Origin of the sequence: Streptomyces sp. NPDC051109 (assembly GCF_044455885.1) — a bacterium.
Lineage (GTDB): Bacteria > Actinomycetota > Actinomycetes > Streptomycetales > Streptomycetaceae > Streptomyces.
Map to the genome: position 1 here is coordinate 76,119 of NZ_JBITFF010000018.1, position 25,295 is coordinate 101,413.

Annotated in this window: 25 protein-coding genes; 4 read left to right on the forward strand and 21 right to left on the reverse strand. The window is 72.7% G+C overall.

Annotation, left to right across the window (positions count from 1 at the left end):
* Window positions 1–3: 3 nt before the first annotated feature.
* The 6 genes from ACIBAD_RS28005 to ACIBAD_RS28030 all read right to left on the reverse strand — a co-directional run bounded on the left by ACIBAD_RS28005 (window position 4) and on the right by ACIBAD_RS28030 (window position 6,365).
* Entirely contained in the window at window positions 4–825 is an 822-nt protein-coding gene (locus tag ACIBAD_RS28005; protein ID WP_398909290.1) for a 4'-phosphopantetheinyl transferase family protein, read from the reverse strand.
* Window positions 822–2,666: a polyketide synthase gene (locus ACIBAD_RS28010; protein WP_398909291.1), complete on the reverse strand. Its 1,845-nt coding sequence runs from the start codon at window positions 2,664–2,666 to the stop codon at window positions 822–824. The genes ACIBAD_RS28005 and ACIBAD_RS28010 overlap by 4 nt, the downstream gene beginning before the upstream one ends.
* A 38-nt stretch (window positions 2,667–2,704) precedes the next feature.
* Entirely contained in the window at window positions 2,705–3,601 is an 897-nt protein-coding gene (locus ACIBAD_RS28015; protein WP_398909293.1) for a phosphopantetheine-binding protein, read from the reverse strand.
* A 52-nt stretch (window positions 3,602–3,653) separates the two neighbouring features.
* A complete protein-coding gene (locus ACIBAD_RS28020) occupies window positions 3,654–4,370 on the reverse strand; it encodes a ScbR family autoregulator-binding transcription factor (RefSeq protein ID WP_208329176.1) in 717 nt (238 codons plus the stop codon).
* 97 nt (window positions 4,371–4,467) lie between these two features.
* Window positions 4,468–5,310, reverse strand: coding sequence for an AfsR/SARP family transcriptional regulator (locus ACIBAD_RS28025; RefSeq protein WP_134076325.1), 843 nt, complete (start codon window positions 5,308–5,310; stop codon window positions 4,468–4,470).
* Between the two features lie 380 nt (window positions 5,311–5,690).
* Window positions 5,691–6,365, reverse strand: coding sequence for a ScbR family autoregulator-binding transcription factor (locus ACIBAD_RS28030; RefSeq protein ID WP_398909296.1), 675 nt, complete (start codon window positions 6,363–6,365; stop codon window positions 5,691–5,693).
* Window positions 6,366–6,797: 432 nt separating this feature from the next.
* On the opposite strand from ACIBAD_RS28030, the gene ACIBAD_RS28035 reads away from it, so the two are divergent.
* Window positions 6,798–7,772 carry a ScbA/BarX family gamma-butyrolactone biosynthesis protein gene (locus tag ACIBAD_RS28035; RefSeq protein WP_134076326.1) on the forward strand — a complete coding sequence of 325 codons (975 nt, stop codon included), beginning with the start codon at window positions 6,798–6,800 and terminating at the stop codon, window positions 7,770–7,772.
* A gap of 39 nt (window positions 7,773–7,811) precedes the next feature.
* Here ACIBAD_RS28035 and ACIBAD_RS28040 read toward each other — a convergent pair whose 3' ends face one another.
* Window positions 7,812–8,657: an NAD(P)H-binding protein gene (locus ACIBAD_RS28040; RefSeq protein ID WP_398909299.1), complete on the reverse strand. Its 846-nt coding sequence runs from the start codon at window positions 8,655–8,657 to the stop codon at window positions 7,812–7,814.
* Window positions 8,658–8,789: 132 nt separating this feature from the next.
* On the opposite strand from ACIBAD_RS28040, the gene ACIBAD_RS28045 reads away from it, so the two are divergent.
* Window positions 8,790–9,458, forward strand: a complete 669-nt coding sequence (locus ACIBAD_RS28045; RefSeq protein WP_134076328.1) for a ScbR family autoregulator-binding transcription factor — start codon at window positions 8,790–8,792, stop codon at window positions 9,456–9,458.
* A gap of 56 nt (window positions 9,459–9,514) precedes the next feature.
* Here ACIBAD_RS28045 and ACIBAD_RS28050 read toward each other — a convergent pair whose 3' ends face one another.
* The 10 genes from ACIBAD_RS28050 to gdhA all read right to left on the reverse strand — a co-directional run bounded on the left by ACIBAD_RS28050 (window position 9,515) and on the right by gdhA (window position 21,230).
* Window positions 9,515–11,038 carry an FAD-dependent monooxygenase gene (locus ACIBAD_RS28050; RefSeq protein ID WP_398909301.1) on the reverse strand — a complete coding sequence of 508 codons (1,524 nt, stop codon included), beginning with the start codon at window positions 11,036–11,038 and terminating at the stop codon, window positions 9,515–9,517.
* A 105-nt stretch (window positions 11,039–11,143) separates the two neighbouring features.
* Window positions 11,144–11,533 (reverse strand): DUF6009 family protein, encoded by a 390-nt coding sequence (locus tag ACIBAD_RS28055; RefSeq protein WP_134076330.1) that lies wholly within the window; start codon window positions 11,531–11,533, stop codon window positions 11,144–11,146.
* A complete protein-coding gene (locus ACIBAD_RS28060) occupies window positions 11,530–13,122 on the reverse strand; it encodes a phage/plasmid primase, P4 family (RefSeq protein ID WP_398909304.1) in 1,593 nt (530 codons plus the stop codon). The genes ACIBAD_RS28055 and ACIBAD_RS28060 overlap by 4 nt, the downstream gene beginning before the upstream one ends.
* 29 nt (window positions 13,123–13,151) lie before the next feature.
* Window positions 13,152–14,177, reverse strand: coding sequence for a bifunctional DNA primase/polymerase (locus ACIBAD_RS28065; RefSeq protein WP_398909396.1), 1,026 nt, complete (start codon window positions 14,175–14,177; stop codon window positions 13,152–13,154).
* 659 nt (window positions 14,178–14,836) lie between these two features.
* Entirely contained in the window at window positions 14,837–15,625 is a 789-nt protein-coding gene (locus ACIBAD_RS28070; protein WP_398909306.1) for an ABC transporter permease, read from the reverse strand.
* Window positions 15,622–16,665 (reverse strand): ATP-binding cassette domain-containing protein, encoded by a 1,044-nt coding sequence (locus ACIBAD_RS28075; protein WP_398909308.1) that lies wholly within the window; start codon window positions 16,663–16,665, stop codon window positions 15,622–15,624. The genes ACIBAD_RS28070 and ACIBAD_RS28075 overlap by 4 nt, the downstream gene beginning before the upstream one ends.
* Before the next feature lie 60 nt (window positions 16,666–16,725).
* Window positions 16,726–17,568, reverse strand: coding sequence for a DUF4097 family beta strand repeat-containing protein (locus tag ACIBAD_RS28080; protein ID WP_134076334.1), 843 nt, complete (start codon window positions 17,566–17,568; stop codon window positions 16,726–16,728).
* An 83-nt stretch (window positions 17,569–17,651) separates the two neighbouring features.
* Window positions 17,652–18,176 (reverse strand): toxin-antitoxin system HicB family antitoxin, encoded by a 525-nt coding sequence (locus ACIBAD_RS28085; RefSeq protein ID WP_134076335.1) that lies wholly within the window; start codon window positions 18,174–18,176, stop codon window positions 17,652–17,654.
* 215 nt (window positions 18,177–18,391) lie between these two features.
* Entirely contained in the window at window positions 18,392–19,744 is a 1,353-nt protein-coding gene (locus ACIBAD_RS28090; protein ID WP_208329184.1) for an AMP-binding protein, read from the reverse strand.
* A 130-nt stretch (window positions 19,745–19,874) separates the two neighbouring features.
* Complete coding sequence (gdhA, locus tag ACIBAD_RS28095; RefSeq protein WP_398909311.1) at window positions 19,875–21,230, reverse strand: NADP-specific glutamate dehydrogenase; 1,356 nt, start codon at window positions 21,228–21,230, stop codon at window positions 19,875–19,877.
* A gap of 211 nt (window positions 21,231–21,441) precedes the next feature.
* Here gdhA and ACIBAD_RS28100 point away from each other — a divergent pair, with 211 nt between their 5' ends.
* Window positions 21,442–21,936: an anthrone oxygenase family protein gene (locus ACIBAD_RS28100; protein WP_134076337.1), complete on the forward strand. Its 495-nt coding sequence runs from the start codon at window positions 21,442–21,444 to the stop codon at window positions 21,934–21,936.
* On the opposite strand, the gene ACIBAD_RS28105 is transcribed toward ACIBAD_RS28100, so the two are convergent.
* Entirely contained in the window at window positions 21,920–22,489 is a 570-nt protein-coding gene (locus tag ACIBAD_RS28105; RefSeq protein ID WP_398909313.1) for a DUF1772 domain-containing protein, read from the reverse strand. The two genes, ACIBAD_RS28100 and ACIBAD_RS28105, sit on opposite strands and share 17 nt — an antisense overlap.
* 83 nt (window positions 22,490–22,572) lie before the next feature.
* Between ACIBAD_RS28105 and ACIBAD_RS28110 the strand changes: the two genes are divergently transcribed.
* Window positions 22,573–23,052, forward strand: coding sequence for a GNAT family N-acetyltransferase (locus tag ACIBAD_RS28110; protein WP_134076339.1), 480 nt, complete (start codon window positions 22,573–22,575; stop codon window positions 23,050–23,052).
* On the opposite strand, the gene ACIBAD_RS28115 is transcribed toward ACIBAD_RS28110, so the two are convergent.
* The 3 genes from ACIBAD_RS28115 to ACIBAD_RS28125 all read right to left on the reverse strand — a co-directional run bounded on the left by ACIBAD_RS28115 (window position 22,971) and on the right by ACIBAD_RS28125 (window position 25,233).
* A complete protein-coding gene (locus ACIBAD_RS28115; RefSeq protein WP_398909316.1) occupies window positions 22,971–24,062 on the reverse strand; it encodes an AraC family transcriptional regulator in 1,092 nt (363 codons plus the stop codon). The genes ACIBAD_RS28110 and ACIBAD_RS28115 overlap by 82 nt on opposite strands.
* A gap of 40 nt (window positions 24,063–24,102) precedes the next feature.
* Complete coding sequence (locus ACIBAD_RS28120) at window positions 24,103–24,939, reverse strand: NAD(P)H-binding protein (protein ID WP_134076341.1); 837 nt, start codon at window positions 24,937–24,939, stop codon at window positions 24,103–24,105.
* Window positions 24,940–25,017: 78 nt separating this feature from the next.
* Window positions 25,018–25,233, reverse strand: coding sequence for a DUF4287 domain-containing protein (locus ACIBAD_RS28125; protein WP_134076342.1), 216 nt, complete (start codon window positions 25,231–25,233; stop codon window positions 25,018–25,020).
* Window positions 25,234–25,295: the final 62 nt, after the last annotated feature.

Genomic DNA, 25,295 nt, shown 5'->3' on the forward strand with positions numbered 1-25,295 from the left:
GGGTCAGACGCTCGCCGGGGCCGGGAGCACCAGGCGGCGGGGGGCTGCGCGGCCCCAGGGGAATCCGTGGTGGAGGTGGACCGCCGGCGGGCGCTCGGAGTCGACCTCGACCGCCACCGCCGCGAGTACCTCCGGCACCGGCTCCACCTCCAGGAACCGCCACCGCCACGCCGAGTCGTCGGCCGGCGGCCGGAACGACAGCACCCCCCGGTCCTCCGCCAGCGCGAACGCGAAGGAGTCGAACGGCAGCCCCAGACCCAGCCCCCGCGCCTTCGAGTACGCCTCCTTCAGCGTCCACAGCCTCAGCGCCCGCCGGTCCCGCGGCCGGCCCGGCGCGGCACTGGCGATCCAGTCCTGCTCCTCCCCGGAGAACGTCGCGATGATGTTGTCCAGCCCCCGGTCGCCCCGGTCCAGCCGCTCCACGTCCACACCGATCCGCAGCCCCCGCGAAACCCCCAGCAGGTTGTACGCGTTGGCGTGCGAGAGGTTGAAGTCCAGCGCGTCGGCCCCCCGCGGCAGCCCCCCGGCCGGCGTCTGCAGGAACGGCCGCCCGCGCGAGGAGCGCCAGATGATCGCCTCGGCCTCCGGAATGCCGGTCTCCAGCGCGAGCACCCGTCGCACCAGCGCGTGCGCGACGAGGTACTGCCGGCGGTCGCGTTCGAAGAGGAACCGGCCGGCCACCTCCTGCTCGTTCTCGTCCAGCCAGTACGAGGCCAAGGTCGCCGCGATCCCCGGAGCGAGGTCCTCGTTGGGGCAGAACCACAGGTTGACCGGGGCCGGCTCGTTCTCCCCCGGTCCCACCGGGTCGAGCGGCAGCGTCGTCATGCCGGCCCCTCCTCGCCGCCCAGCCACAGCGGTACGCGCAGGAACGCGGACGCGGGCAGCGCCACCCCCGCGGCGGACGGCCCCCGGGCCGCCTCCAGCGCCGCCCAGTCGGCGTCGAGACCGGACAGCCACAGCCCCCGCAGCTGGTGCAGGTGCCCGGCCTGCCAGAGCGCGGCCAGGTACCCGTCCGTCTCCGGTACGGCCCCCAGCCCCAGCGGGTCGGCGCCGCCGCCGCGCAGATCGGCGCAGGGCGCCCCGTCCCGTACGAACTCCTCCAGGACCCGCAGCAGTTCGCCGGTGTCCCCGACGACGGCCGCGAACCGGCAGTCCATGGCGGCCCGCCCGGTCCGCAGGGCGGAGGCGAGCCCGCCGAGCGGCGGCACCGGCGCGCTCCCGCGCAGCATCTCGGCGAACCGACGTGCGGTGGAGGCCAGATGGGATGGGGTGGGGGCGGACAGCAAGAACAGCTCGGGGCCCGCGCAGACCCGGTCGGAGGCCGCGTGCGACTCGGCGGCCGGCGGGTACTCCTCCAGTACCACCTCCGCGTCCGCACCGCCCGCGCCCCGCACCCCGACGCAGATCCGCCGCGGCCCGCGCCCCTCGCTCTCCCAGGGCCGTGCCTCGACGCGGTCCGGCCCGGGCGCCAGGACCCGGTGCCCCAGCTGCAGCACGGCCCGTGTCAGCACGGCGGCTCCGGTGGCGGCGCCCGCGTCCCCCACGAGCCCGCGCACGGCCCCGGCATCCTCGCGGACGCCGGCTGCATCCTCCTCCAGTCCGGCAACCCGCAGCGCCTCCCGCAACACCCGCCCCGCAGGCACCCCGGGCCGTCCCGGCACGGTCGCAGCCTCCTCCCGTACGGCTGCGGCGGCCGTCCGCCCGCCCGCATTCCCCGTCCGCGCGCCAGCGGCCCGGGACCTGCGGCCCGGGCCGGGGGCCGTCGGGTCGGGTGCGGTGTGGCCGACCGCGCTGCCGCGCACCAGGCAGTGGACGGTGTCCCCGTCGGCCAGGGCCCGCGGCAACGGCTTGAGCAGCAGCGCGCCCACGCCCTCGCCCGCGCCGGGGTGCCGGCTGGAGGGGTGCAGCAGCAGCCGTGCGCCGCCGACGAGCGCGGCGGCGCACTCGCCGCGCCGCAGGGCGCCGAGTGCGAGATGCAGGGCGACGAGGACCGAGGACTGCGCGGTGTCCACCGACTGGCTGGGGCCGGTCAGGCCGAGCAGGGCCGAGAGCCGGTTGGGCAGGCTCCACTGGCCGCCCCGCGGCATCGGACGGGGCCGCTCGCGGCTCCACGTACGGGCGGCGAGCAGCGCGTAGTCACCGGGCCCGGCGCCGGTGAACACGCCCACGCTGCGCGGGGTCCCGTCGGCTGCGGTCAGGGCGTCGAGGCGGCCGCCGGTGCAGCCGGCGTCCTCGAGGGCCTCCCACGCGGTTTCCAGGAACAGCCGCTCCTGGGGGTCCATCAGGGCGGCCTCGTGCGCGTCGATCCCGAAGAACTCCGGGTCGAAGTCCTGTACGCGCTCGAGGTAGTGGCCGACCTCGTCCCCCGGACGGCCGGGCGGCGGGGTCGAGGCGCTGTCGTACCCGCCGCGCACCTGCCGCCAGAACGCGGCCAGGTCGGACGCCCCGGGATAGCGCCCGGCCATCCCGACGACGGCGACCTGCTCTCCGACGGGCTGCGCGGCCCGCTCCGCGGCCGGCTGCGCCGGAGCGGGATGCGGCGGGAGGTCCGACAGTGCGAGGACGACGGGTCCCGTCCCGGTGCCGGCGCCGGTCAGTAGCGCGGCGACCTGGGCCCGGTCCAGTTGGCCGTTCTTGAACCGGGTCAGGACTTCCTTCTCGTCCATCTGGACGTACTCCTTCTGGGGTGTCCGGTGAATCGGCTTCAGCCGCGGCGGCCGAGCAGCACGAGGGCCTCGTCCACGGTGAGCCGGTCGTCGCGGATCGCGTCCAGCAGGGTGTCGAGGTCGCCGCCCGCGAGCGACCGTGCGCCGGGCGCCGCAGCCGTGACTGCAGGAGCCGTGGCGCCAGCGGCGGTGGCGGTGGCAGCCGGGGCCGACCACGCACCGGCCGGCCGGAGGGCCGGCGCCTGCGTCCGCGGGGCCGGGGCGAAGTCCTGCGCCACCTGCACGGCCTGCACGGACTGCACGGCCTGGACCGCCTGCGCCGCCGCCCCCGTCCGCGTCGCGATGTACGCGGCCATGGCGGCGAGGTTCGGGTGCTCGTACAGCAGGACGGACCGTTCATGGAGGCCGAAGCTGCGGTTGACGACGGCGATGAATTCCGCGCCCACCATCGAGTCGACACCGAGCACGTTGAACGCGGCCGTGGTGTTGATGTCCCAGGGGTCGCAGCACAGGATCCCCGCGAGCTGCTCGCGCAGCACCTCCGCGATCCGGGTCGCCGCTGCGGCCGCCGGTGACTGCCGGGCGGAGGCGGTGACCGGTGCCTCGTGCCCCGCCGCGGCGGGCGCCGGCCCGGCCGCGGCCACCGGCTCGGTCGGCGCGGGAGCCGGCGCGGGCGCGGCGCCCGCGCTGCTCGCGGCCCGCGCGACCTCGCGCGCGAAGGACACCGGGGTCGGGAAGTCGTAGAGGTCGGTCGCGCGCACGCGCAGCCCGTACCTGGTGTTGACGACGGCCACGAACTCCACGACCAGCAGGGAGTCGAGCCCCATGGACTGGAAGGTCTGCTCGGGGTCGATCTTCTCCGCCTTGACGCGCAGGACGTCGCCGAGCACTCCGATGAGGTCGGTCAGTACGTCCCCGGGATGATCCATCGTCATCGCAGGCTCCTCCAAGCCGTCGGGTGGAACACGGTCACGGTCAGGCTCACGGTCAGGCGCTGCTGCCGGAGAACACCGGACGGGACGAGTGGTGCACCCCGGCGTGCAGGGCCTCGTTCGCCGCGTCCCCCACCCGCCCGGGCGCCATGTCGGGGTCGGGCATCCCGACCCGGAACTCCCGTTCCGCGCCTTCGGGCACCAGGCTCGGCAGCAGCAGCGACCACAGCCCCGACACCCGGCGCTGCAACTCGGCGTACGGCATGCCCGTGGCCGCCAGCGCCTCGATGCCGCACGCGGCCGCGGCGACCAGGGATTCGATGCTCTCCCAGCGGCCCTCCGCACGCAGTTCACCCGCGTCCCGGGCCTCGCGCAGCAGTCCGCAGACCTCCGCGAGCCAGATCCGGTGGAAGTCGGTGGCGAGCTCGGGCAGCCCGGCGCACTCCTTGGTGATGCGGAAGCTGGCCGGGATCGCCGGCTCCTCACGCAGGTTGAGCGCGAGCCAGTGCGTCGTGTCGACCAGTGTCTGGAGCGGGGAGCGGCCGGATGCGCGCAGTTCGCGCACCGATTCGCGCAGCAGCTCGCAGCCGCGCAGCTGTACCGCCTCCGCCAGTTCGTCCTTGGAGGCGAAGTGGAAGTACAGCGCCCCCTTCGTCACTCCGGCGAACGCCGCGATCTCCAAGAGCGTCGCGTTCGCGTAACCGTTGCGGTGGAACATCTCGGCGCCCGCGTGGACGAGTTTCCTGCGGGTCCGCTCCGACCTCTCCTGCACGGCGCTGCCTCCTCGGTCCGTGGTCCGGAAGCGCCTCCGGCCCCGGGCCCCGGTCCCGGCAGCGTTCCCGGTTTCGGTCTCGCGTGCGGCGGCCATCTCAGCCCACGCGTACGAGTCGCTCGCTGTTGGTCTCCGCCGCCACGGGGGCCTCGGGACCGGCCATGAGGATGGAACGCTGCAGTCGGCGCAGGGCGACCGAGGGCTCCAGCCCCAGCTCGCGCACGAGCGTGGCGCGCAGGCGCTGGTAGACGTCGAGGGCCTCGCCGCGGCGCCCGGACCGGTGCAGGGCCAGCATGAACTGGCCGTGCAGGTTCTCGTGGGTGCGGTAGCGGCTGGCCAGCACGGTGAGTTCGGCCAGCAGTTCGCGGTGCCGCCCGATCCGCAGATCGGCCTCGATCCGCTGGTCGAGTGCGCAGAGCCTGGTCTCCTCCAGCCGCCGCGTCTCCATGTCCAGCTGGATGCCGCCGGGTACGTCGGCGAAGGCCGGTCCGGACCACAGTGCAAGCGCCTCGCGCAGCAGCCGGGCCGCGTTCGGGAAGTCGCCCGCGTCCATCGCCCGGTAGCCCATGCCGGCCAGCCGGTCGAACTCGCGGACGTCGCTGGTGCCGCCGCCGCTGTTGAGCAGGTAGCCGCCGGGCAGGGTGACGAGCACGTCCTTGGCGGTGCGCCGCCCCGCAGGGGCGGCTTCGTCCTCGTCCTCGCCCTGTTCCAGGGCGGTGGCGATGAGGGCCCGCAGCTGCAGGACGTAGGTCTGGAGCGTGGTCCGCGCGCTGCGCGGAGGCGCCCCCTGCCACAGTTCCTCTATCAGAGCCGAGACCGGGACGACCTGGTCGGCATGGAGCGCCAGCAGCGCCAGCACCTGTCGCGGCTTCGGGGCGGTCGGCGTCACGGAGACTCCGCGTTCGCGCACCGCCAGTGTGCCCAGTACTTCGATGTCCACGCCGTACTCCCCTGTCCGTGGATGAGACTTCGCCAGTAAAAAACAGGACCGGCGGTTTGTCAATACGAAACCGACCGCGCTGTTTTGTTTCTTAGTTCACCTAACGATCCCTCACAGTTAGGCTCCCACCTGCACTTTCATGGGATCAATGAAGTCCGGGCGCCGCTGCAGCTTCGCTCCGCACTCCCTCAGGGACAGCCCTAGATGGGGCAAAACAAACCGCGAAGTCTCTGCTCAAGCCTGGTGGACCACGGCCCCACCCGTGCACCCCAGACGAAGCGGCCCCGGCCCTCGCGCACGAGCGGGGGGGCTGGGGCACTGTCCCGCCACCCGGCCGAAGCCACAGGAGTGGAGAGGGACCAGAGGGACTGGCGCGACGACTACGCGGAGGGGCGGAGCGTCCCGGCGGCCTCGAAGCCGGCGAGCCGGCCCGCCGGTACGACCGTCGGCAGCAGGAGCCGCCAGAACCTGGTCACCGTCGCCGCCGACAGCCACGCGCGGTCCCGTACGGCGAGCACCTCGAAGCCCACGGTGGCCGCCACCACGGCGGTCACCACGTCCCCGGCCGTCGCCTCGGGACGCAGTTCCCCGTCCTCCTCCGCCTGCCGCAGCGTCGCCTCGACCCACCCGCGCCAGCGCTCGCGCAGGTCGCCCGGGCGCGGCCGGGACAGGTCGCCGCTGAGTGCGAACCCGGCCCGCAGCACCGGGTCGGCGCGCAACGCCGCCGCGAGGCCGTGGGTGACGTCGACGATGAGTTGCACACGGCTCGACCCGGCCCGGAACACGTCCTCTTCCGGGCGGGCGTCCCCCGTGAGCGCCAGGAGCCGGGTCAGCGCCGCCTCCTCCACGGCATGCGCCAGCGCGGCCTTGCTGGGGAAGTGGAAGTGCAGCGCCCCGTTGCTCACCCCGGCCAGCGAACTGATGGCGGTGAGGGAAGCCACCGAGAAGCCGTCCCGGTCGAAGGTCTCGGCTGCGGACCGGATCAGAGTTTCACGGGTGCGCGCCGCGCGTTCCTGCTTGACCATCGACTGCTCCGTCACTGCGAGGCGTGCCACGCCTGTGGAGGCGGGCCGGCGGGTGCTGGCTGCGGAGCGTCGCGATGCTGTCGCGCGCTCCAGGGCCTCACTATAACAAACCGTCTGTGCGGTTTTTAAGCAAGAGGGCTCACGCGGCCGAACATCGAGCGAGGTTGACCGGAGAACGCGCCGGACCGGTGACATTCGGACACCGTTGATCAGCAGGCTCGAGAAACGCTCAGCCCGCACTCGACACACCCGATACCCCGAAAGGCCCCACAGCGCGCGGCTAGACTGAGGCAGAGGCGAGGAGAATGATCCTGACCAGCGGAAACCTTCTATTCGGAATGAAAGCATCCGCATTCACACGAGCGGATGGTCAGATACCGCTGGAAATTAAACCGGTTGGTATGTATCTTTCCCAGCCAGAGGCAATCACGCCCTTCTCGCCAGCGGAGCCCAGGGGGAGCAATGTCTGCGAGCACATTCCAAGTTGAGCGCACAACGGTCGGCGAAGAGCCCACGAGGGACCTCTCCACGCGTTTCCCGTCGCTGACGTTCACCGTGCCGAAGGAATTAGTGCACCGGGCTTCCGTCGCCGAGGTCGTCCTGACCGACTGGCAGCGGGTGGACGACACGCATTTCCAGCTGACCGCCCAATGGCCCCGGGGGCACAGCTTCTTCACGCCGGTCGCGGACGGCTACCACGATCCGCTGATCGGCTGCGAAACAATCCGGCAGATCGGCATGCTGCTGGGCCATGCCGAGTTCGGCGTCCCCCTCGGCCACCAGTTCATCGTCTGGGACATCGACATAGCCGTGCACCCGCAGCACCTGCGGGTGGGCTGGGCCCCCGCCGCACTCGACATCGAGGTCGTCTGCACGGAGGTCAAGCGGCGCGGCAGGAACGTGTCGGGTCTGCGCTTCGAGGCGGTGCTGCGGCGCGAGGGGAACGTCGTCGCCACCGGTGGCGGCTCGTTCTCCTGCATGGCACCGGGGGTGTACCGGCGCGTCCGCGGCGGCCACAACCTCGGCGGCGACTGGTACCAGCTGCCGCTCATCAGCCCGGCCGCGCCGCAGAGCGTCGGACGCATGTCGCCCATGGACGTGGTCCTCTCCCCCACGGGCGAGACCGACCGCTGGCAGCTGAGGGTGGACACGCGCCACCCCATACTGTTCGAGCACGCGGTGGACCACGTACCGGGCATGGTGCTGCTCGAGGCGGCCCGGCAGGCAACGGCCTCAGCACTGGGGCGGTCCTCGTACCTCCCGCTGAGCATCGCCGCCGAGTTCAAGCGGTACGCCGAACTCGACTCGCCCTGCATGATCGAGGCGCACCGGCTCCCCGGGGGTCCCGACGGCGAGGAGACGGTGCTGGTGACCGGGCACCAGGACGGCGTCATGGTGTTCAGGGCCACCGTGACCGCGGGAGAGCACGGCCTCTGACCGGCGGCGGACGGGAAGGCGCACCACCGCAGGGCACCTTCACGGGGACGAGAAGGCACTCAGATGTGCCTCGGCCCACCCGCGGAAGGTGCCCGCGGGACGGCCCAGCAGCGCGGGGACCGTCACATCCACCCCGGCCTTCGCCCCCGCACACTGGCGCTCGGCACCGGCCAGGATCGCCTCGGCGAGTTCCTGCGGATAGCGCGCGGCCAGCGCGGTTCGCGCCTGCTGCGGACCGAGTTCCTCGAAACGCAGCGGACGGCCCAGCAGCTCGGCGAGCTGGGCCGTCTGTTCGACCGCGCTGATCGCCCGCGGCCCGGTCAGCGTGTAGGCCCGCCCCGTGTGCCCCTCCTCGGTGAGGACGCGTGCCGCCACCTCCGCGACGTCGCGCGGATCGACGCACGCGTTGATCGACCCCCCGTACAGGGCGCGCACCACACCGTCCGACCGGACGGACCGCGCCCAGGACAGGGCGTTGGACATGAACGCGCGCGGGCGCAGCAGGGTCCAGTCCATCCCGGAGCCGCGCAGCAGGTCCTCGGTCGTCCGCTGCCACCGGGTGATCGCGTCATCCGCCCGCCGGTCCGTGACCGCCGCCGCCGACAGCTTCACCACGTGCCGCACCCCGGCCGCCAGCGCCGCCCGTACGAAGCGCTCGTCGTCGTCCCCGACACGGCTGGTCACCAGGAAGGCGGAGCCCACCCCGTCGAGGGCGCGCGCGAGCGAGCGCGGATCACCGTAATCCGCGCGGACGATCTCGGCCGCGGCGGGCGCGCCCGTGACACGGGCCGGCTCACGCGCCAGAACACGGACCGGCACGCCCGCGGGGAGTCGGCCGACCAGTGCACGGCCGACCGTCCCGGTGGCACCAGTGACGAGAATCATGGGCTTTCCTCCCTGAGGTGACGTTCTTCTTCGGCCGCCTGCGACCGATGCGCGTCACTCGCTGTAAGATACGAACTGGGCGGTTTTTTTGTGGCCCACACGGGAACACCCCCGAGGAAGGGAGGAGGCACAGTGGCTGAGCAAGTCCGGGCCGTCCGTACACGGCAGGCGATCCTTTCCGCAGCGGCCAGGGTCTTCGAGGAGCACGGCTACCAAGCCGCCACGATCTCCCAGATCCTCGGCACGGCCGGAGTGACCAAGGGCGCGCTCTACTTCCACTTCCAGTCGAAGGAAGACCTGGCCCAGGGGGTGCTCGCCGAACAGGACCAGCAGCTCATGGTCCCCGAACGCGCCTCCAAGGTGCAGGAGATCGTGGACGTGGTCATGCTGCACGCCCACCGCCTGCAGACCGACTCCATGGTGCGCGCCGGCGTACGGCTGTCCATGGACCAGTTGGCGCAGGGCCTCGACCGCAGCGGCCCGTTCGTGCGCTGGGCCGAGGTCGGCTGCACGCTGCTGGAGAAGGCGCAGGCCCAGGGCGAGCTGCTGCCGCACGTCGTCGTGCCCGAGACCGCGGACGTCATCGTGGGCTCGTTCGCCGGCATCCAGTCCATGTCCCAGGCCATCTGCGACTACGGTGACTTGGTCGCCAGGGTCTCGGCCCTGATGCGGCACCTGCTGCCCAGTGTCGTGGTGCCCTCCGTCCTCGCCTCGCTCGACCTCGCCGAGACCCGCGGGGCCGCGGTCTACGCCGAGGCCCGCAAGACGGCGGACGACCAGGCGCTCGCCACCGCGGGCTGAGGCCCGGCGTCCGCAGTCCGCCGGACCGGGCCGGCGGATCGCCGGCCCCCGCTCCGTCACGCGCACCCCGTCCGGGCGCTCGCGGCGAAGTACACCGACAGCGCGGCGCCCAGGTCCGCGCCTCCCGGTGCCCACGCGATGTACCCGTCGGGGCGCACCAGCAGGGCCTCGTACGGCACGTCGGGCGTGGGCCGGGCGTGCACCACGCGCACGATCCCCTCCCAGCCCCGCGCCTCCTCGCGGTGGACGGCGCCCTTGTCCCCGAGGAGCAGCAGCAGCGGCCGGCCGCCCTGGAGCAGCCGGATGACGTCCGTCTCGCCGGTCGAGGTGGTCAGCACGGCGTTGTACAGAAACGTTCCTGCGCTCGGGCAGGAAGGCCCGGGCTGCGCCGGGAGCACCGCCGGGAGCACGGTGTCCTGCGCACTGATGAGCCCGCCGAGATGCCCCTGGGCGCCGTCCTGCGCCAGCAGCCCCGAGAACACCCCGCGCAGGGCGTCGAGTTCGGGGCCCGGCCGCATCAGCGCGAGCTGGGCCCGGGTGTTCTCGATGACCCGCCGGGCTACCGGCCTGCGCTCGGCGTCGTAGGTGCCGAGCAGCTCCGGGCCCGCCTCCCCGCGCACCGCGAGCGCCAGCTTCCAGGCCAGGTTGAGGGCGTCGAGGACCCCGGTGCTCAGGCCCTGCCCGCCGATCGGGAAATGCACGTGCGCCGCGTCCCCCACCAGGAAGACCCGCCCCTCGCGGAAGGTCCGGGCCAGCCGGGCGAAATCGCTGAACCGGCCGAGCCAGCGCGGCTCGTCCATCGCGACCTCCCGTCCGGCGATCCAGGACACCTCCGCGCGCAGTTCCTCCAGCGTGGGCGGCAGGTGCCGGTCGGCGTGCGCCCCGGCGCAGTTGAGCGTCCGCAGGTGCGTCCTCCCCTCGTCGTCGCCCTTGGCCACGATCCAGCCGCGCGGGGTCCGGTGCCAGCCCGCGGGCAGTGCGTCCGGTTCGGCGAGCCGGACCGCGCCCATCAGCGCGGAGATGGTCGCCGGATGAGTCTCGGAGCCGATGCCCGCGTGATCGCGGACCGTACTGCGCGCACCGTCCGCCCCCACCACGTACCCCACCTCGTACGCGACCGGCCCGTGCGGCCCCTCGGCCTCGATCCGCACGCCGTCCGCCTCCCGGACCAGCCCCGTGACCCGGTGCTCGCGCAGGATCCGCGCGCCCGCGGCCCGCGCCCGCTCCTCGAACTCCCGCTCCAGCCGCGCCTGGGGGCACTTGAGGATCGGCTCCGGCTCGCTCTCGGGAGCGGTGATGAACAGGCCGGACAGCCCGGCGAAGTGGAAGGGGCTTGCGGCCCGGCCGCCCCGGGCGGCGGCATACGGGGCGGCCGGCGCGGGCAGGTGGCCGCGTCGGGCCAGGCACTGCACGGCCCGGGCGTGCAGCGTGGTCGCCTTGGGCCGGTCGGACACGCCGGAGCGGGATTCGAGGAGCACCGTGTCGACTCCGAACGCGGCCAACTCGGCCGCCACGAGCATTCCGACGGGCCCGCCTCCCACCACAGCGACCTGCGCCCGCGCCCCACGTTCCACCTGCACAGCGACTGCCTCCCCGTTGACGACCCCTCAGGCGCGGAAATATACCGGGTGTCCTGTTTCTTTTCCAAGGAGGAACGGGGACCACTGGGCTATCCGCCGCCCCTGCTACGGAAGCAGTCCGCGCACCGCCGAGGACATCGGGCCGCCCTCCGAACGCTCCGTCTTGCGCCCCTTCTTGCCCGGCGCCAGCGTCCGCGCGTCCACGGCCTCCGCCGGCGCCCCGGTCGCGTACAGCCCCTCCGGGGCGGTGTCCCGGTCGTGGGGCAGCAGCCAGAACACCCGCCGCCGGAACGTGCCGGAGGAGCGCGAGGGCTTCGCCTTCGGCCCCAGCAGCGCGTACCCGACCATCCGCCCGTCGCGGTGGTACGCGGGCCGTCCGCGCCGCGTCGGCAGCCGGTCCAGGCTCTGGCGGACGTAGTCGAGCCGGCTGATGTCCTCCAGCCAGACGAGGTCCACCTCGTGGACGAGCTCGTCTTCTGCGATGAGGGCGCTCACACTCTCTCCTCGTCCGCGAGCAGGCCGATGCCCGGGTAGTACTTGCGCTGGTTGGACAGGATCATTTCCTTCGGCGAGGCCAGTCCCACCGATTCGCGCACCCTCGCCGCGAAGGCCCGGGACGAGATCGCCGGAGCGCCCTCATTCTGGCACCAGCGCCTGTAGGCCGCGTAGAGCTGCGCCTGTTCCGCCCGCAGATCGGCCTCCAGCCGGCAGGTCTCGCCGATGAAGCGCCCGGTGTGGTCCTCGGTCTCCGCGTACGCCGTCGTCGCGATGCGGACCCGCTCCGGTCCCGTGAGGTCGCGGTCGCCGCCGAGGTAGCGACGGGCGCCGTCGATCAGCCAGTTGAGGATGCCCGGGCCCTCCTGGGTGACGAGCACGTCCGCCAGGTTGTCGATCTTGCGGTCGTCGGAGACGACCCGCTCGAACGGGATCAGCCGCATGCGCCGCCAGAACGCGAAACCGCCGGTGCCGACCTCGGGCCGGTGGTTGCCCAGCAGCCACATCTTGTGCGTCGGCTCGAAGCTGAAGAAGTCCTGCCGCATGCGGCGCGCCTTGATGCGGTCGCCGCCGGTGAGCAGTTTGACCCGGGCCTCGTCGAAACGGTCGCCCGGCTTGACCTCGCTGCACACGATGACGCGGCGGCCGTGGAGTTCGGCGAGGTCGGTCGGGTGCCCCTCGTACGGGCGCGACATCAGGAACCCGGGGGGCGCGGCGTCCGCGTAGTCCCCGAGCAGCTTCATCAGGACGTCCAGCAGGACGGACTTGCCGTTCTTGCCGGAGCCGAACAGGAACGGCATGACCTGGGCGCCGACGTCGCCGGTGACGGAGTAGCCGAGCAGCAGCTGGAGGAAGTCGATCATCTCCGCGCCCTCGGGCCCCTCGCCGAACGTGTCGGTCAGGAAGCGGTTCCAGCGGGGCGTGGGCATCTGCCGCGGGGCCGCCGACGTGGAGCGGGAGTGGAAGTCCTTCGTGGGCTCGGCGGGTCGGACGCGGCCGGTCCGCAGGTCCACGACACCGGCCGGCGTGCACAGCGCGTACGGGTCGGCGTCCAGGCGGGCGGCGTTGAGCACCATCCCCGGGGCGGACTTCGCCTGGGTGAGCATGGCGTTCATCCCGCTGGTGCTGAGCGCGCGGCGGCGGTGCTGCTGGAGCGCGGTCGCGGGATGGACGTCGCGCGGGTCGGTGGTCGCCATGGACTCGGCCAGGTCGCCCGCGGACCACATGACGGTGTCGTCCTCGTCGATCTGCCAGCGCGTGCCGTCCCAGCGGTACCAGCCGATGCCCGGGACGTGCCGGTAGTCGTTGCGGTAGAGCTTGACGAACAGTTTGGCGTTGCCGCGGTCGGTGAGCGTGTCGGGCAGCAGTCCCTCGGCCGTCGCCTCGCCGCCCGCCGCGGCCACCGCCAGGGCGCCCAGGGGCTCCAGGGCCTCTGCGGGGCCGCCGTCGGCCGTCTCCCGGCCGGGCGCGTACGCGGAGGGCTCCAGGCACTCCTGGGGGGCGCGGGGCGCCGGTACGGGCTGTGCGAGGATCTGCGCCGCGACGGCCTGTACGTCGAAACCGGGCTGTTCGTCGAAACCGGTCAGCATGCTGTCGCTTTCCGGCCTCACATGCGGCCTCACACGCGGCCCCGGAGGGCCAGCGGGCGCGCCAGGCCCGCACTGAGCCCGCCGCGGATGATGGCGCGGCAGCGGCCCTCCTGCCCGGGGCGGGCCAGCTCGGCCGCGTCCTCCAGGGCCCGCAGGGCCTCGGCCTCGGCGAGGTGCCCGGCGGCGACGAGTCCCCCGGCGGTGTAGGCCGCGCGGTTCAACTTCTCCGAGAACGCCGCCCCTTCGGGTACCGCCGCGCAGCCGGCCACCTCGGCCAGCACTCCCGCGAGCACCCGGTCCGACGCCGCTCGTCCCCCGCCCGCCGCGATGACGGCCTGCCGGGCCCGCGGCGGCACGGGCCGGGGCCCGGGAAGGGCCTCGGCGGGCAGGTGCCCGGTGCGCTCCAGCTCTCCCGCGAGCCAGCCCGGCAGCGGCGCAGGCCCGCGTACGGCTCCCAGCGGCCGGTAGACCCCGGCGGGGGTCACGGTCCCCGGAGCCACGACGTACCCGCCGTTGGCCCGTACGTCGACCTGCCAGGCCAGCGCCCGGCCGCTGCCCGACCCGGCGGAGCACTGCCAGCGCAGACCGCCCTCGTTGCGGTACCAGACGTGCAGGCCCCCCGACGGGGTCCGTACGCGCATGGTGGTCTCGTCGTCCGCCGGGCTCGTGGCTCCGCGTAACGCCGCCAGCACGCCCAGGGTGTGGAACCCGTTGGCCAGCCCGGTCAGGTCGACGGTGTCGGCGATGGGTATGCCCGGCAGCAGCCGCTCGCGCCCGGGGAGTTCGCGGGCGTGCGCGTCGATGTCGATGACGACGAGCCCCGCCGGACCAGTGGCGACGCCGACCCCGAGATCGGGACGCGCGCCCCACCACTGGCGGATCCGGTCGCGGTCGAGGGTGGCGGCGTGGAACCCGTGGCACCAGCGGCCCGCCCGCAGGCACGCGCAGGCTCCGCGGTCGTGGCCCGGAACGCGGCACGACTCGCAGTTGCCCACAGGCGTCTTGCGGCCCGGCGCAAGGGGGTGAACCGGCCACCCCTGGCGCGCGCACCACATGCCGGTCGTCAGAGGCTGCGGCACGACCGCGGCAGCTCTCGTGAACCGCCTTGGGTCGCTGCGCGAAACCCGCAGCTCAGCTGCCATTCACTTCCCCCATCAGCGACTGAAGCGACTCAACGCCCGACAAACAGATTAGCGAAACCACCAGGAGGCGAGAGGCATATGAGCCAGAACACGTGTACGTCTCCACGAGGAGCCCCAGCGACCGAGCGACTGAACGCACAGCGACTCAGTCTCGTTCGGTCGCTCGGTGAGTCGCTCACAGAACACCAGGTCACAGCCTTGCGCAAGGCAAAACAGCGACTGAAGCGACTCAAGACCCCTATATATGACGCGCACACGCGCATGCGCAACGCGCACGCCAATGTCTCCATATACCCGGGCCCTGAGTCGCTTCAGTCGCTGTTTCCCCTGGCCACACCATCTGACCTGGGCTTTCTCTTTCGCTCTGAGAGCGACCGAAGAGTCGCTCAGTCGCTTTTCCTCAGTCGCTGCCCCCCGCCCGGCGCGCTCCGGGCCGTCTTGAGCGTGTCTGGAGCCCCGCTCCGGCGGGAAACGAGCAGCGACTGGAACGACGCGCAGGGGCGGCGCACCCCGACGTGGTGTCGGAGTACGCCGCCCCGGAGCGGCCCGGCTGGGCCGGGCCGGTTTCCCGGCTACTTCGGGTCCCGGGCGAAGACCGCCTTCGACCAGAAGTAGCCGAGCAGGGTGAGCGCGAGGCACCAGCCGAGCGCCAGCCACCCGTTGACGCCGATCTCGGTGCCGAGCAGCAGCCCGCGCAGGGTCTCGATGGCCGGCGTGAACGGCTGGTACTCGGCGATCGGCCGGAACCAGCCCGGCATCGCGTCCACCGGGACGAACGCGCTGGAGATGAGCGGGAGGAAGATCAGCGGCATCGCGTTGTTGCTGGCCGCCTCGGCGTTCGGGCTCACCATGCCCATCCCGACCGCGATCCAGGTGAGGGCCAGGGCGAACATCGTCAGGAGCCCGAACGCCGCGAGCCATTCCAGGGCCGTGGCGTCCACGGAGCGGAAGCCGATGGCCACGCCCACGGCCCCCACCAGGACCACGCTGACGACCGACTGCAGCACGCTGCCGACGACGTGCCCGACGAGCACCGAGCCGCGGTGGATCGCCATCGTGCGGAAGCGGGCGATGATGCCCTCGGTCATGTCGTTGGAGACGGACACGGCGGTGCCGATGGTGGTGGAGCCGACGGTCATCAGCAGGAGGCCCGGCACCAGGTAGGCGATGTACGCGGAGCGGTCGGCGCCGCCGCCCATGCCGGCGCTCATCACGTCGCCGAAGACGTAGACGAAGAGCAGCAGCAGCATGATCGGCGTCAGCAGCAGGTTCAGCGTCATGGACGGATAGCGCCGTGCGTGCAGGAGGTTGCGGCGCAGCATCGTGGACGAGTCGCGGACGGCGAGGGCGAGCGAGCTCATCGGGAAGTCTCCTTGGTCTCGGTGCTCTGGTTGCTCTGGTTCCTGTGGTTCCTGTGGTTGCTCTGGTCGCCCTTGTCGCCGCCGGTCAGGGCGAAGAACACGTCGTCGAGGTCGGGGGTGTGCACGGTCAGCTCGTCCGCCTCGATGCCGGCGGAGTCCAGCCAGTCGAGGAGGGAGCGCAGCTCGCGCTGGCTGCCGTCACTGGGGATCTGCAGCGACAGCGCCTCGTCGTCCCGGGTGGCCTCGCGCAGCGCGGCGGCGGCGTTCTGGTACGCGGCCGGGTCGCAGAAGCGGAGCCGGACGTGCCCGCCGGGGATCAGCCGCTTGAGCTCTTCCGCCGTGCCCTCGGCCGCGATCCTGCCGTCGTTGAGCACGGCGATGCGGTCGGCGAGCTCGTCCGCCTCCTCCAGGTACTGCGTGGTGAGGAAGACGGTGACGCCGCCCGTGACCAGCTCGCGGATGATCTGCCACATGTTGTGGCGGCTGCGCGGGTCGAGGCCGGTGGTCGGCTCGTCGAGGAAGATGATCCGCGGGTCGCCCACCAGCGTCATGGCGATGTCGAGGCGGCGCTTCATGCCGCCCGAGTACGTGGACGCCGGCTTCTTCGCCGCCGCCACCAGGTCGAAGCGCTCCAGCAGCTCGGCCGCCACACGCCGCCCCTCGCTGCGGGGGAGGTGGTGCAGGTCCGCCATGAGGAGCATGTTCTCCTCACCGGTGATCAGCCCGTCGACGGCGGAGAACTGCCCGGTGACGCCGATCGCGGCGCGCACCGCGTCCGGCGCCGTGGCGATGTCGTGGCCCGCGACCCGGGCCTGCCCGCCGTCGGCGGAGATGAGCGTCGAGAGGATCTTCACGACGGTGGTCTTGCCGGCTCCGTTGGGCCCCAGCAGCGCGAACACGGACCCGGCCGGGATGTGCAGGTCGACTCCGTCGAGGACGGTCTTGTCGCCGTACGACTTGCGCAGACCGGTGGTGGAAACGGCGGCGGGCGACGCGTGACCGCCGGCCTGCCTTGGCGTGGGCATGACAGAAGAAGGCATGAGGCCCTCCATTTCGAAGGCTCGGGAAGATGAACTGAAGAGGGGCGGGGTGTCCGGTGCTCAGGCCTGGGCGCGGCGGACGTCGATGTTGCCGTGCCGGGTACGGGCGCGGACCTGGACGGTCTCCTCGCCGCCCTCGGGGCTCTCGGACGGGGTCAGCCCGTTGCGGACCTGGCCGGAGGTGGAGGTGACGTCGAGCCAGGCGGCCGTGCCCTCGCGGACGCCGACCTCGATGGCTCCGTACGACGTCTCCAACTGGACGGTCCCGCGGACCACTTCGCCGACGCGCAGCGTGCCGTGGGCGGTGGTGGCGGTGACCGAGTCCTCGGCCCGCCGGATCTCGATGTCCCCGTTGGCGCCGCTCACCCGCAGCTCGCCGATCGCGGCGCCGACGGTCGTGGTGCCGTGCGAGTTCTTCAGGACGGCCGGCCCGTCGACGAGGCCGACGCGCAGGCTGCCGGAGCTGGTGGTGATCTCGGCCGGTCCCTCGACCCGGTCGACGGTGATGGACCCGTGCGAGGCCTTCAGGTGCAGCGGGCCGGTGGTGTCGAGGCGTACGTCGCCGGACGAGGTCTTCACGCGGACCTCGCCGAGCCGGCCCTCGCCGAACACCTGGGTCCAGGAGCCGGTCATGTCGATGCGCGAGCCCGCGGGCAGTTCGACGGTCACGTCGACGACTCCCGTGCGGCCGAACATGTTGGACTTGGGCGTCCTGACGGTCAGTTCGCCACCCGAGCAGGCGACCTCGGTCTGCTGGGCCGTCCGCACGTCCAGGTCCTTCTTCGGGTCGCGGGGGCGCACGTCGACGACGGTGTCGGTGCGCTCTCCGGCGACGAACTGGATGGAACCGGCCTCCACGCGCGCCGTGGCCGAGATCGGTTCGGGAGTGTCGAAAGAAGGCATGGCTGTCCCGTCCTCTTGGGTCAGTGGGATGAAGTGGTGGCTATTGCGTGCGTGCGTACGTGTGTGTGCGGGCGGGCTTTGAGCTAGCGCACCCAGCCGGTGATGCTCTGTCCGACGCTCTTGGCCTTCTCCGCCGGGCGCGGCCGGGCGCCGCCGTCGACCGCTGCCGACACGGCCCGCACCAGCCAGGCGTTGACGGACAGGCCCTCGCGGTTCGCGGCCTCCTCGGCGCGCGCCTTGAGGTGGGCCGGCAGGCGCAGGTTGACCCGGGCGGTGCTGCCCTCGTCCCCGTCGGCCACGACCGGGGCCGGGGCCGGGAGCGGCTCGAACGGCGCGGCCGGCCCGGCGGGGGCGCCGCCCTCCGCGGGCGGCAGCGTCACCACGAAGTCCGGGTCCAGCCCGCGCAGCCGTACGTCGACCGAACCGGGCGCGAGCTCGCGGGTGATCTCGTCCATCGCGGCGGACAGCACGTTGAGCATGGTCAGCCGGGTCGCCGACTCCAGCGGAGCCGTGAGGCGATCGGCCAGGTTGCGCGCTTCCTCCCCACCGGCTTCGGCGGCCACCGCGAGCTCGCGGCGAAGGTTGTCGACATAGGGCGTGAGGTCCATGACCCAATAATGGCACCACGATGGCACCACTTGCAAGCCTTCATGGCACCATCGATGGCGCCAGACTCCAGGAACTGGCTCCCAACTGCGCAAACACCGGAGTAATTCCTCAGGTCGGAAGGATCCAGCACCCACAGACGCACTTATGGGGGCGCCATGTGGCACCGAATGGCGTCACGTGGCGCCACATGGCGCCACATGGCGCTACCGTCCCCTCAGCCCGCCTGCGGTCCGTACTCCCCCGTCAGCAGCAGCTTCTTCTGCGGCTTGCCCATCGCGTTGCGCGGGATGGCCGCCACGAACCGCACCTCCCGCGGCCGCTTGTGCGCGGACAGGTGCGCGGCGACGAAGTCCGTGAGGTCCTCCCCCGTCACTCCCTGCGCCACCACGAACGCCACGATCCGCTGCCCCAGGTCCGCGTCCGGGACCCCCACCACCGCCGCCTCGCTCACCGCGGGATGGTCCAGCAGCGCGTTCTCGATCTCGCCGGCGCCGACCCGGTACCCGCCCGTCTTGATCATGTCGATGGAGGCCCGCCCCACGATCCGGTGCACGCCGTCCGCCTCGTCCACGGCCGCGATGTCGCCCGTACGGAACCACCCGTCCTCGGTGTACGCGGCCGCCGTGGCCTCCGGGCGGCCCAGGTAGCCGGCGAACAGCGTCGGGCCGGTCAGCTGGAGTTCCCCGATCCCGGCGCCCGGCTCGGCCGCGATGCGCGTACGGATCCCCGGCAGCGGGGTGCCGACCGTACCGGGCCGGACCTCGCCGCCCGCCCGCCCGCTGACCGTGATCAGCGTCTCCGTCATCCCGTACCGCTCCACCGGCCGCAGCCCGGTCAGCCGCTCCAGGTCCCGGAACACGGGCGCGGGCAGCGCCGCGCTGCCCGAGACCAGCAGCCGGGCCCCGGACAGCGCGCCCGCGGCCTCCGGGTCCGCGGCGATGCGGGACCACACGGTCGGCACCCCGAAGTACAGGCTTCCGCCCGAGTCCGCGTACGCCTGCGGCGTCGGGCGCCCGGTGTGCACGAGGCGGCTGCCGGTGCGCAGGGCCCCGAGCACGCCGAGCACGAGCCCGTGCACGTGGAAGAGGGGCAGCCCGTGCACGAGGGTGTCCTCGGCGCTCCACTGCCAGGCGCCGGCCAGCGCGTCGAGGTCGGCGGCGAGGGCCGCGCCGGTCAGGACCACGCCCTTGGGCGCACCCGTGGTCCCGGAGGTGTACAGCACCAGCGCCGGGTCCTCGGGCGCGGCCGCGCGCCCGGTCCAGTCGGAGCGCCGGGCGAAGTCCACCTCCACGACCTCGGCCCCGGAGTCCCGCAGGATGTGCTCGCGCTCCGCGGGCCCGGCGTCGGGCGGCAGCGGTACGAACGGCACCCCGGCCAGCAGCCCCCCGACCGCGGCGGCGACGGTCTCCAGGGAGGCCGTCGCGGTCACCGCGAAGGACTTCGCCCCGGCCACGTCGGCGGCCACCGCCCGCGCCGCACCCAGCAGTTCCTCGTACGAGGCGCTCCGCCCCGCGACGGAGACCGCGTCCTTCCGATCCCCGTACACCCCGTCCAACGCCGTCAGCACGGTCACGTCCCCCTCGGTGGTCACTCCGGCAGCTCGGCCCCAGGCTACGGCCCAGCTGCCCCACAGGGGCTCGGGGAGCGGCGTCCGGAGCCGGAGCCCCGGACCCACCGCCCGCGTGTCGGCCCGTCGCTCAGATGACGCCCTGGGCGAGCATCGCGTCGGCGACCCGCTCGAAACCGGCGATGTTGGCGCCCGTCACGTAGTCGCCCGGCGCCCCGTACCGCTCGGCGGTCTCGTACGCCACCGCGTGGATCGAGCGCATGATGCCCGCGAGTTCGTCCTCCACGCGCTGCGCGCTCCAGGCGGTGCGGGCGGCGTTCTGGCTCATCTCCAGGGCGCTGACGGCGACCCCGCCCGCGTTGGCGGCCTTGCCGGGCCCGAACGCTACCCCGGCCTCCTGCAGGATCCGTACCGCCTGCGGGGTGGTGGGCATGTTGGCGCCCTCGGAGACCGCCTTGACGCCGCTCGCGATGAGCGTACGGGCGTCCTGGCCGTCCAGTTCGTTGTGCGTGGCGGACGGGAAGGCCACGTCCGCCGGGACCTCCCAGACCCGCCCGCCCCGCACGTACCGCGCCGAGGAGCCGCGCCGCTGCGCGTACTCGCTCACCCGCCCGCGCTCGACCTCCTTGACCTGCTTCAGCAGCGCGAGGTCGATGCCCTTGTCGTCGACGACGTAGCCCTGGGAGTCCGAGCAGGTCAGCGGGTTCGCACCGAGCTGCTGGAGCTTCTCGATCGTGTACAGCGCGACATTGCCCGAGCCGGAGACCACCGCCGACAGGCCGTCCAGCGACTCGCCCCGTACCTTCAGCATCTCGGCGGCGAACAGGACGCTGCCGTAGCCGGTGGCCTGCGGCCGGATCGCGGAGCCGCCCCAGCCGGCCCCCTTGCCGGTCAGCACGCCGGCCTCCCAGCGGTTGGTGATGCGCCGGTACTGGCCGAACAGGTAGCCGATCTCACGGCCGCCGACGCCGATGTCACCCGCGGGCACGTCGGTGTGCTCACCGATGTGCCGGTGCAGCTCGGTCATGAACGACTGGCAGAACCGCATGACCTCGGCGTCCGAGCGGCCGCGCGGGTCGAAGTCGCTGCCGCCCTTGCCGCCGCCGATCCCCAGCCCCGTCAGCGCGTTCTTGAAGATCTGCTCGAAGCCCAGGAACTTCACCACCCCGATGTCCACGGAGGGGTGGAAGCGGAGACCGCCCTTGTACGGGCCCAGCGCACTGTTGAACTCGACGCGGTAGCCGCGGTTGACGTGGACCCGGCCCCGGTCGTCCTGCCACGGCACCCGGAACACGATCTGCCGCTCCGGCTCCGTCAGCCGCTCCACCAGGGCCACCGCCGGATCCGCGTACTCGGGCCGCGCGGCGAAGACGGGCGCCAGGGTCTCCAGGACCTCCCGCACCGCCTGGTGGAACTCCGGCTGCGCGGGGTTGCGGCGCTCGATCTCGGCCCGCAGTGCTTCCAGCGTGTCCTTCGAGTCCTTCACGTGTGTCCTCCGGGGAGTGCGGGTGCGTAGACGACGGCACGTGCATGGTGCCATCAGGTCCGCGAGCACCGGTCGCTTCCGGGCGGAGTCTGTACGCACACGCGCACTTTTCCGAAGCGCCCTCCACCCCGGACACCCCGGGTGCCCCTACGATCGGCTGACCCGTGGACGACCGCGCGCAGCCGATCCGATTCAGCAGGGGGCACAGGACGTGGACACCGCACGACTCGTCGTACTCGTCGCCGCGACCGTGCTCGTGGGCCTGACGGCGGGCCTGTTCTTCGCCTTCGACGTGTCCGTGATGCCGGCGCTGCGGCGCTCGGACGACAGTACGCTCATCCTGGTGATGCAGCGCGTCAACGTCGCCATCGTCAACGGCCTGTTCATGACCGTCTTCCTCGGCTCCCTGCTGCTGACGGCCCTCGCGCTGGTCCTGCACCTCGCCTCGGGCGCGGGCTCCGTGGCGCCGCCGCTGATCGCCGCGCTCGTCGCGTACGTCCTCCAGCTCGCGGTGACGGGCCGGGTCAACGTCCCGCTCAACAACGCCCTGGACCGGGCCGGCCCCGTCGAGCGCATCGCCGACCCGGCCGCCGTCCGCCGGGCCTTCGAGTCCCGCTGGGTGCGGGCCAACCACTGGCGGACGCTGCTGTGCACGATCGCCCTCGGCTGCCTGGCCTGGGCCCTGGTCCTCAGTGGCCGCCTCTGACGCGCGGTCCCTGCGGCTCCGTCACCGGGCGGTGGCCCCGCCCGTACAGCACCAGCGCCCGGACGAGGGCGGTCAGCGCCGCCGTACAGCAGAGCGTACGCACGATGTTCGCGGCGACCCAGGTGCCCTTGAACCGGTCCACGATCGAGGAGTCGGCGATCCGGGCCGCGTCGCCCGCGTCCGCGAGGTCGTTGTTCAGCGGGATGTTCACGGTGAAGGTGATCACCAGGACGAGGAGGTACAGCACGGCCGCCGCCCCCACCCACACCGCGACCCCGCGCCGCCCCCTGCGCAGTTCCACGGCCGCCGAGGCGACGGCGGCGAGCGGGGCCACCACGAAGACCGCGCCGAACAGCGCGTTGCCGTCGATGACCGCGTTGATGTTCTGCATCGCGGTGACGTACGTCCGGTCGTCGCCGCGCGCCAGCCCCGGCATCACCGAGACGTCGAAGGCGAAGAAGAGGCCCGCCATCAGGCCCACGAGCACGGTCGAGACCATGAGCAGGGCGGTGGCGATCCGGCTGCCGCCGTCGGCGGCGATGTCCGTCCGCATGTGAAGCTCCTTTTCTCCGCTGTCGGTTCCCTCTCGGAACATCCGCCGTCCGCGCGGGACGCGCCCTCGGTTAGGGTGCGGCCATGAGCACCTCCGCACTCCGCCTGGAGCCGGTCACCGCAGCCAACTTCGATGCGGTGTGCGCGGTCCGGGTACGGCCCGACCAGGACCATCTGGTCTCCCCCGTCGTCAAGTCCCTCGCCGAGGCCTACGTCCACGGGGACACCGCGTGGGCGCGAGCCGTCGTCGACGGCGACGAGGTGGTCGGCTTCGTCATGGCCTTCGTCGACATCGCCTGGGACCCGGAGCGCGACCCGGCCGACATCCGCTCGGGCATCTGGCGCCTGAACGTCTCCGCCGCCCACCAGGCCAAGGGCTACGGCCGCTTCGCGGTGCAGGCCGTCACCGCCGAGCTCCGCCGCCGCGGCGCCGACCGGGCGTACGTGACATGGGAGCCCGGCCCCGGCACGCCCGAGCCGTTCTACCTGGGCCTGGGCTTCCGGCTCACCGGCGAGCTGAGCGGCGGCCAGACCGTAGCGGTACTGGACCTCCCGCCGGCTTGAGCCGTACCCGGCAGGACCACCGTGCGCGAAGGCCCGGCGGCGACGGCGTCCGCCGACCGGGCCGGCGCGGCCGCCGCCCCCGTACGGAACTCCTGCGGACTCACGCCCCGCACCCGCTTGAAGGCCGTCGACAGCGCGAACGCCGACCCGTACCCCACCCGCCGGGCCACCGTCGCCACCGTGGCGTCCGGCTCCCGCAGCAGATCGGCGGCCAGCGCCAGCCGCCACCCCGTCAGGTACGCCATCGGCGGCTCCCCCACCAGCTCCGTGAACCGCCGCGCCAGCGAGGCCCGCGAGACCCCGGCCTTGTGGGCGAGCTCCTCCACGCTCCAGCCGTGGGCCGGGTTCTCGTGCAGCAGCCGCAGCGCCCGGCCGACCACCGGATCGCCCTGCGCCCGGTACCAGCCCGGCGCCCCCGAGCCGGGATCCGCGAGCCACGTGCGCAGCACCCCGATCAGCAGCAGGTCCAACAGCCGGTCCAGGACCAGCTCCTGGCCCGGCTCGTCCCGGGAGATCTCCGAGGCGAGCAGCCCGATCAGCGTGGCGTCCGCGGCCGCCGCCGACCGGACCACGACCGTCGGCAGCGCGCCCAGCAGCCGGCGGCCGATCTCGTTGGGCGCCTGGTACGTGCCGCTCAGCATCACCGCCGACCCGGGCTGCCGGAACTCCGCGCCCCACGTGCGCACGCCCAGCGCCATGCTCTCGGTGACGTCCTCGCCCCCCTCGGTGCTGCACCGCTGGTCCGGGTCCACACTGATCTGCACCGGCGTGTCCGGGGAGTCGGCGATCGTGTACGGCTCCGGTCCCCGTATGACGGCCACGTCCCCGGGGCCGATCCGTACCGGTTCGCCGCCTTCGGGGAGCAGCCAGCTCGCTCCGTGCACCATCGTGGCCACCGACAGCGGGGCCCGGTCCTCGATCCGTACCGCCCAGGGCGGGTTGAAGACGGTCTTGAGGAGGAAGGCACCCCGGGCCTTGGGGCCTTCGAGGAGACCGGTCAGCGTGTCCATGGCCCCATCCTCCCCCGCGAGCCCGGCCCGTGCCGGAGACTCAAACCTCCCAGACACCGCTCGCCGCCGCCTCGCGCGCGTAGTCGGCGAAGTCCTTCGGCTTCCGGCCGAGCACCTCCTCCACCCCGTGCACCAGGTGCGCGTTGCGCCCGTCGAGGATCTGCGCGAACAGGTCGGCGAACTCCTGCGGCAGGCCGTTCGCGCGGAGCACCGCCCGGTACTCCGCGTCCGAGACGGGTACATACGCGATCTCGCGCCCCGTCGCCTTCGACAGCTCGGCGGCGACGTCGGCGAAGCTGATCAGCCGCGGCCCGGACAGCTCGTACGTCCGACCGACGTGCCGGTCGTCGGTGAGCGCGGCCACCACCACGTCGGCGATGTCGTCGGTGTCGATGAAGGCCTCGACTGCGTCCGCCGTCGGCAGGGCGATCTCCCCGGCCCGTACGGGCTCCAGGAAGAAGTCCTCGTCGAAGTTCTGGTTGAACCAGCTGGCCCTGACGACCGTCCACTCGGCGCCGGACGCCTTCAGGCGCTCCTCCGCACGCCGAGCGGCCTCCTCGCCCCGGCCGGACAGCAGGACCAGCCGGCCCGCCCCGGCGGCCACGGCCGCCTCCGAGAACGCCCCGACCTGCTCGGCGGCCCCGGGAAAGCCGAGGTCCGGGTGGTAGGTCACGTACACCCGGTCGACGCCCTCCAGTGCCGGTCCCCAGGTCCCGGGTACGTTCCAGTCGAAGGCGGGGGCCCCGGTCCGCGATCCGATCCGCACGGGACGTCCCTGGGCCCGGAGCTTTTCCGCTACCCGCCGCCCGGTCTTGCCGTTCCCCCCGATGAGGAGGGCGGCAGCCGGATGATCCGTAGATGCGTGTGTCCGTGTCATGGCTCAAGTCAAGCCCGCTCCGGCGAGACGCGACATCGCCGAAAAGCTCAACTCCATACGCGAGCGTCCAGACGCGGATCAGGCCCGTCCCGCGTCCTCGGCGAGGGTGTGCGCGACGAGGGCGTTGGCGTGACCGTGCCCCACTCCGTGCTCGGCCTTGAGCCAGGAGACGAGTTCCATGTGCTTGGACAGCGGCGAGGACCGGATCAAGTCCTTCCACTCCGCGACGGGGCGCCCGTACTTCTTCTCGATCGAAGGGAAGTAACTGGCAGGGCCCTTGACCGGCTCGCTCATCTCGACGTGCTCCTGTCGTATCGGATGTCATCCTCTGTCCAGGGGTAGACCCCACCGGGGAG

Coding starts and splice junctions, on each gene's coding strand:
- ACIBAD_RS28005 (WP_398909290.1), bottom strand. CDS start 825: ATGACGACGCTGCCGCTCGACCCGGTGGGACCGGGGGAGAACGAGCCG.
- ACIBAD_RS28010 (WP_398909291.1), bottom strand. CDS start 2,666: ATGGACGAGAAGGAAGTCCTGACCCGGTTCAAGAACGGCCAACTGGAC.
- ACIBAD_RS28015 (WP_398909293.1), bottom strand. CDS start 3,601: ATGACGATGGATCATCCCGGGGACGTACTGACCGACCTCATCGGAGTG.
- ACIBAD_RS28035 (WP_134076326.1), top strand. CDS start 6,798: ATGTCTGCGAGCACATTCCAAGTTGAGCGCACAACGGTCGGCGAAGAG.
- ACIBAD_RS28040 (WP_398909299.1), bottom strand. CDS start 8,657: ATGATTCTCGTCACTGGTGCCACCGGGACGGTCGGCCGTGCACTGGTC.
- ACIBAD_RS28060 (WP_398909304.1), bottom strand. CDS start 13,122: ATGCTGACCGGTTTCGACGAACAGCCCGGTTTCGACGTACAGGCCGTC.
- ACIBAD_RS28065 (WP_398909396.1), bottom strand. CDS start 14,177: ATGTGGTGCGCGCGCCAGGGGTGGCCGGTTCACCCCCTTGCGCCGGGC.
- ACIBAD_RS28070 (WP_398909306.1), bottom strand. CDS start 15,625: ATGAGCTCGCTCGCCCTCGCCGTCCGCGACTCGTCCACGATGCTGCGC.
- ACIBAD_RS28075 (WP_398909308.1), bottom strand. CDS start 16,665: ATGCCTTCTTCTGTCATGCCCACGCCAAGGCAGGCCGGCGGTCACGCG.
- ACIBAD_RS28080 (WP_134076334.1), bottom strand. CDS start 17,568: ATGCCTTCTTTCGACACTCCCGAACCGATCTCGGCCACGGCGCGCGTG.
- ACIBAD_RS28085 (WP_134076335.1), bottom strand. CDS start 18,176: ATGGACCTCACGCCCTATGTCGACAACCTTCGCCGCGAGCTCGCGGTG.
- ACIBAD_RS28105 (WP_398909313.1), bottom strand. CDS start 22,489: ATGCGGACGGACATCGCCGCCGACGGCGGCAGCCGGATCGCCACCGCC.
- ACIBAD_RS28110 (WP_134076339.1), top strand. CDS start 22,573: ATGAGCACCTCCGCACTCCGCCTGGAGCCGGTCACCGCAGCCAACTTC.
- ACIBAD_RS28115 (WP_398909316.1), bottom strand. CDS start 24,062: ATGGACACGCTGACCGGTCTCCTCGAAGGCCCCAAGGCCCGGGGTGCC.
- ACIBAD_RS28120 (WP_134076341.1), bottom strand. CDS start 24,939: ATGACACGGACACACGCATCTACGGATCATCCGGCTGCCGCCCTCCTC.
- ACIBAD_RS28125 (WP_134076342.1), bottom strand. CDS start 25,233: ATGAGCGAGCCGGTCAAGGGCCCTGCCAGTTACTTCCCTTCGATCGAG.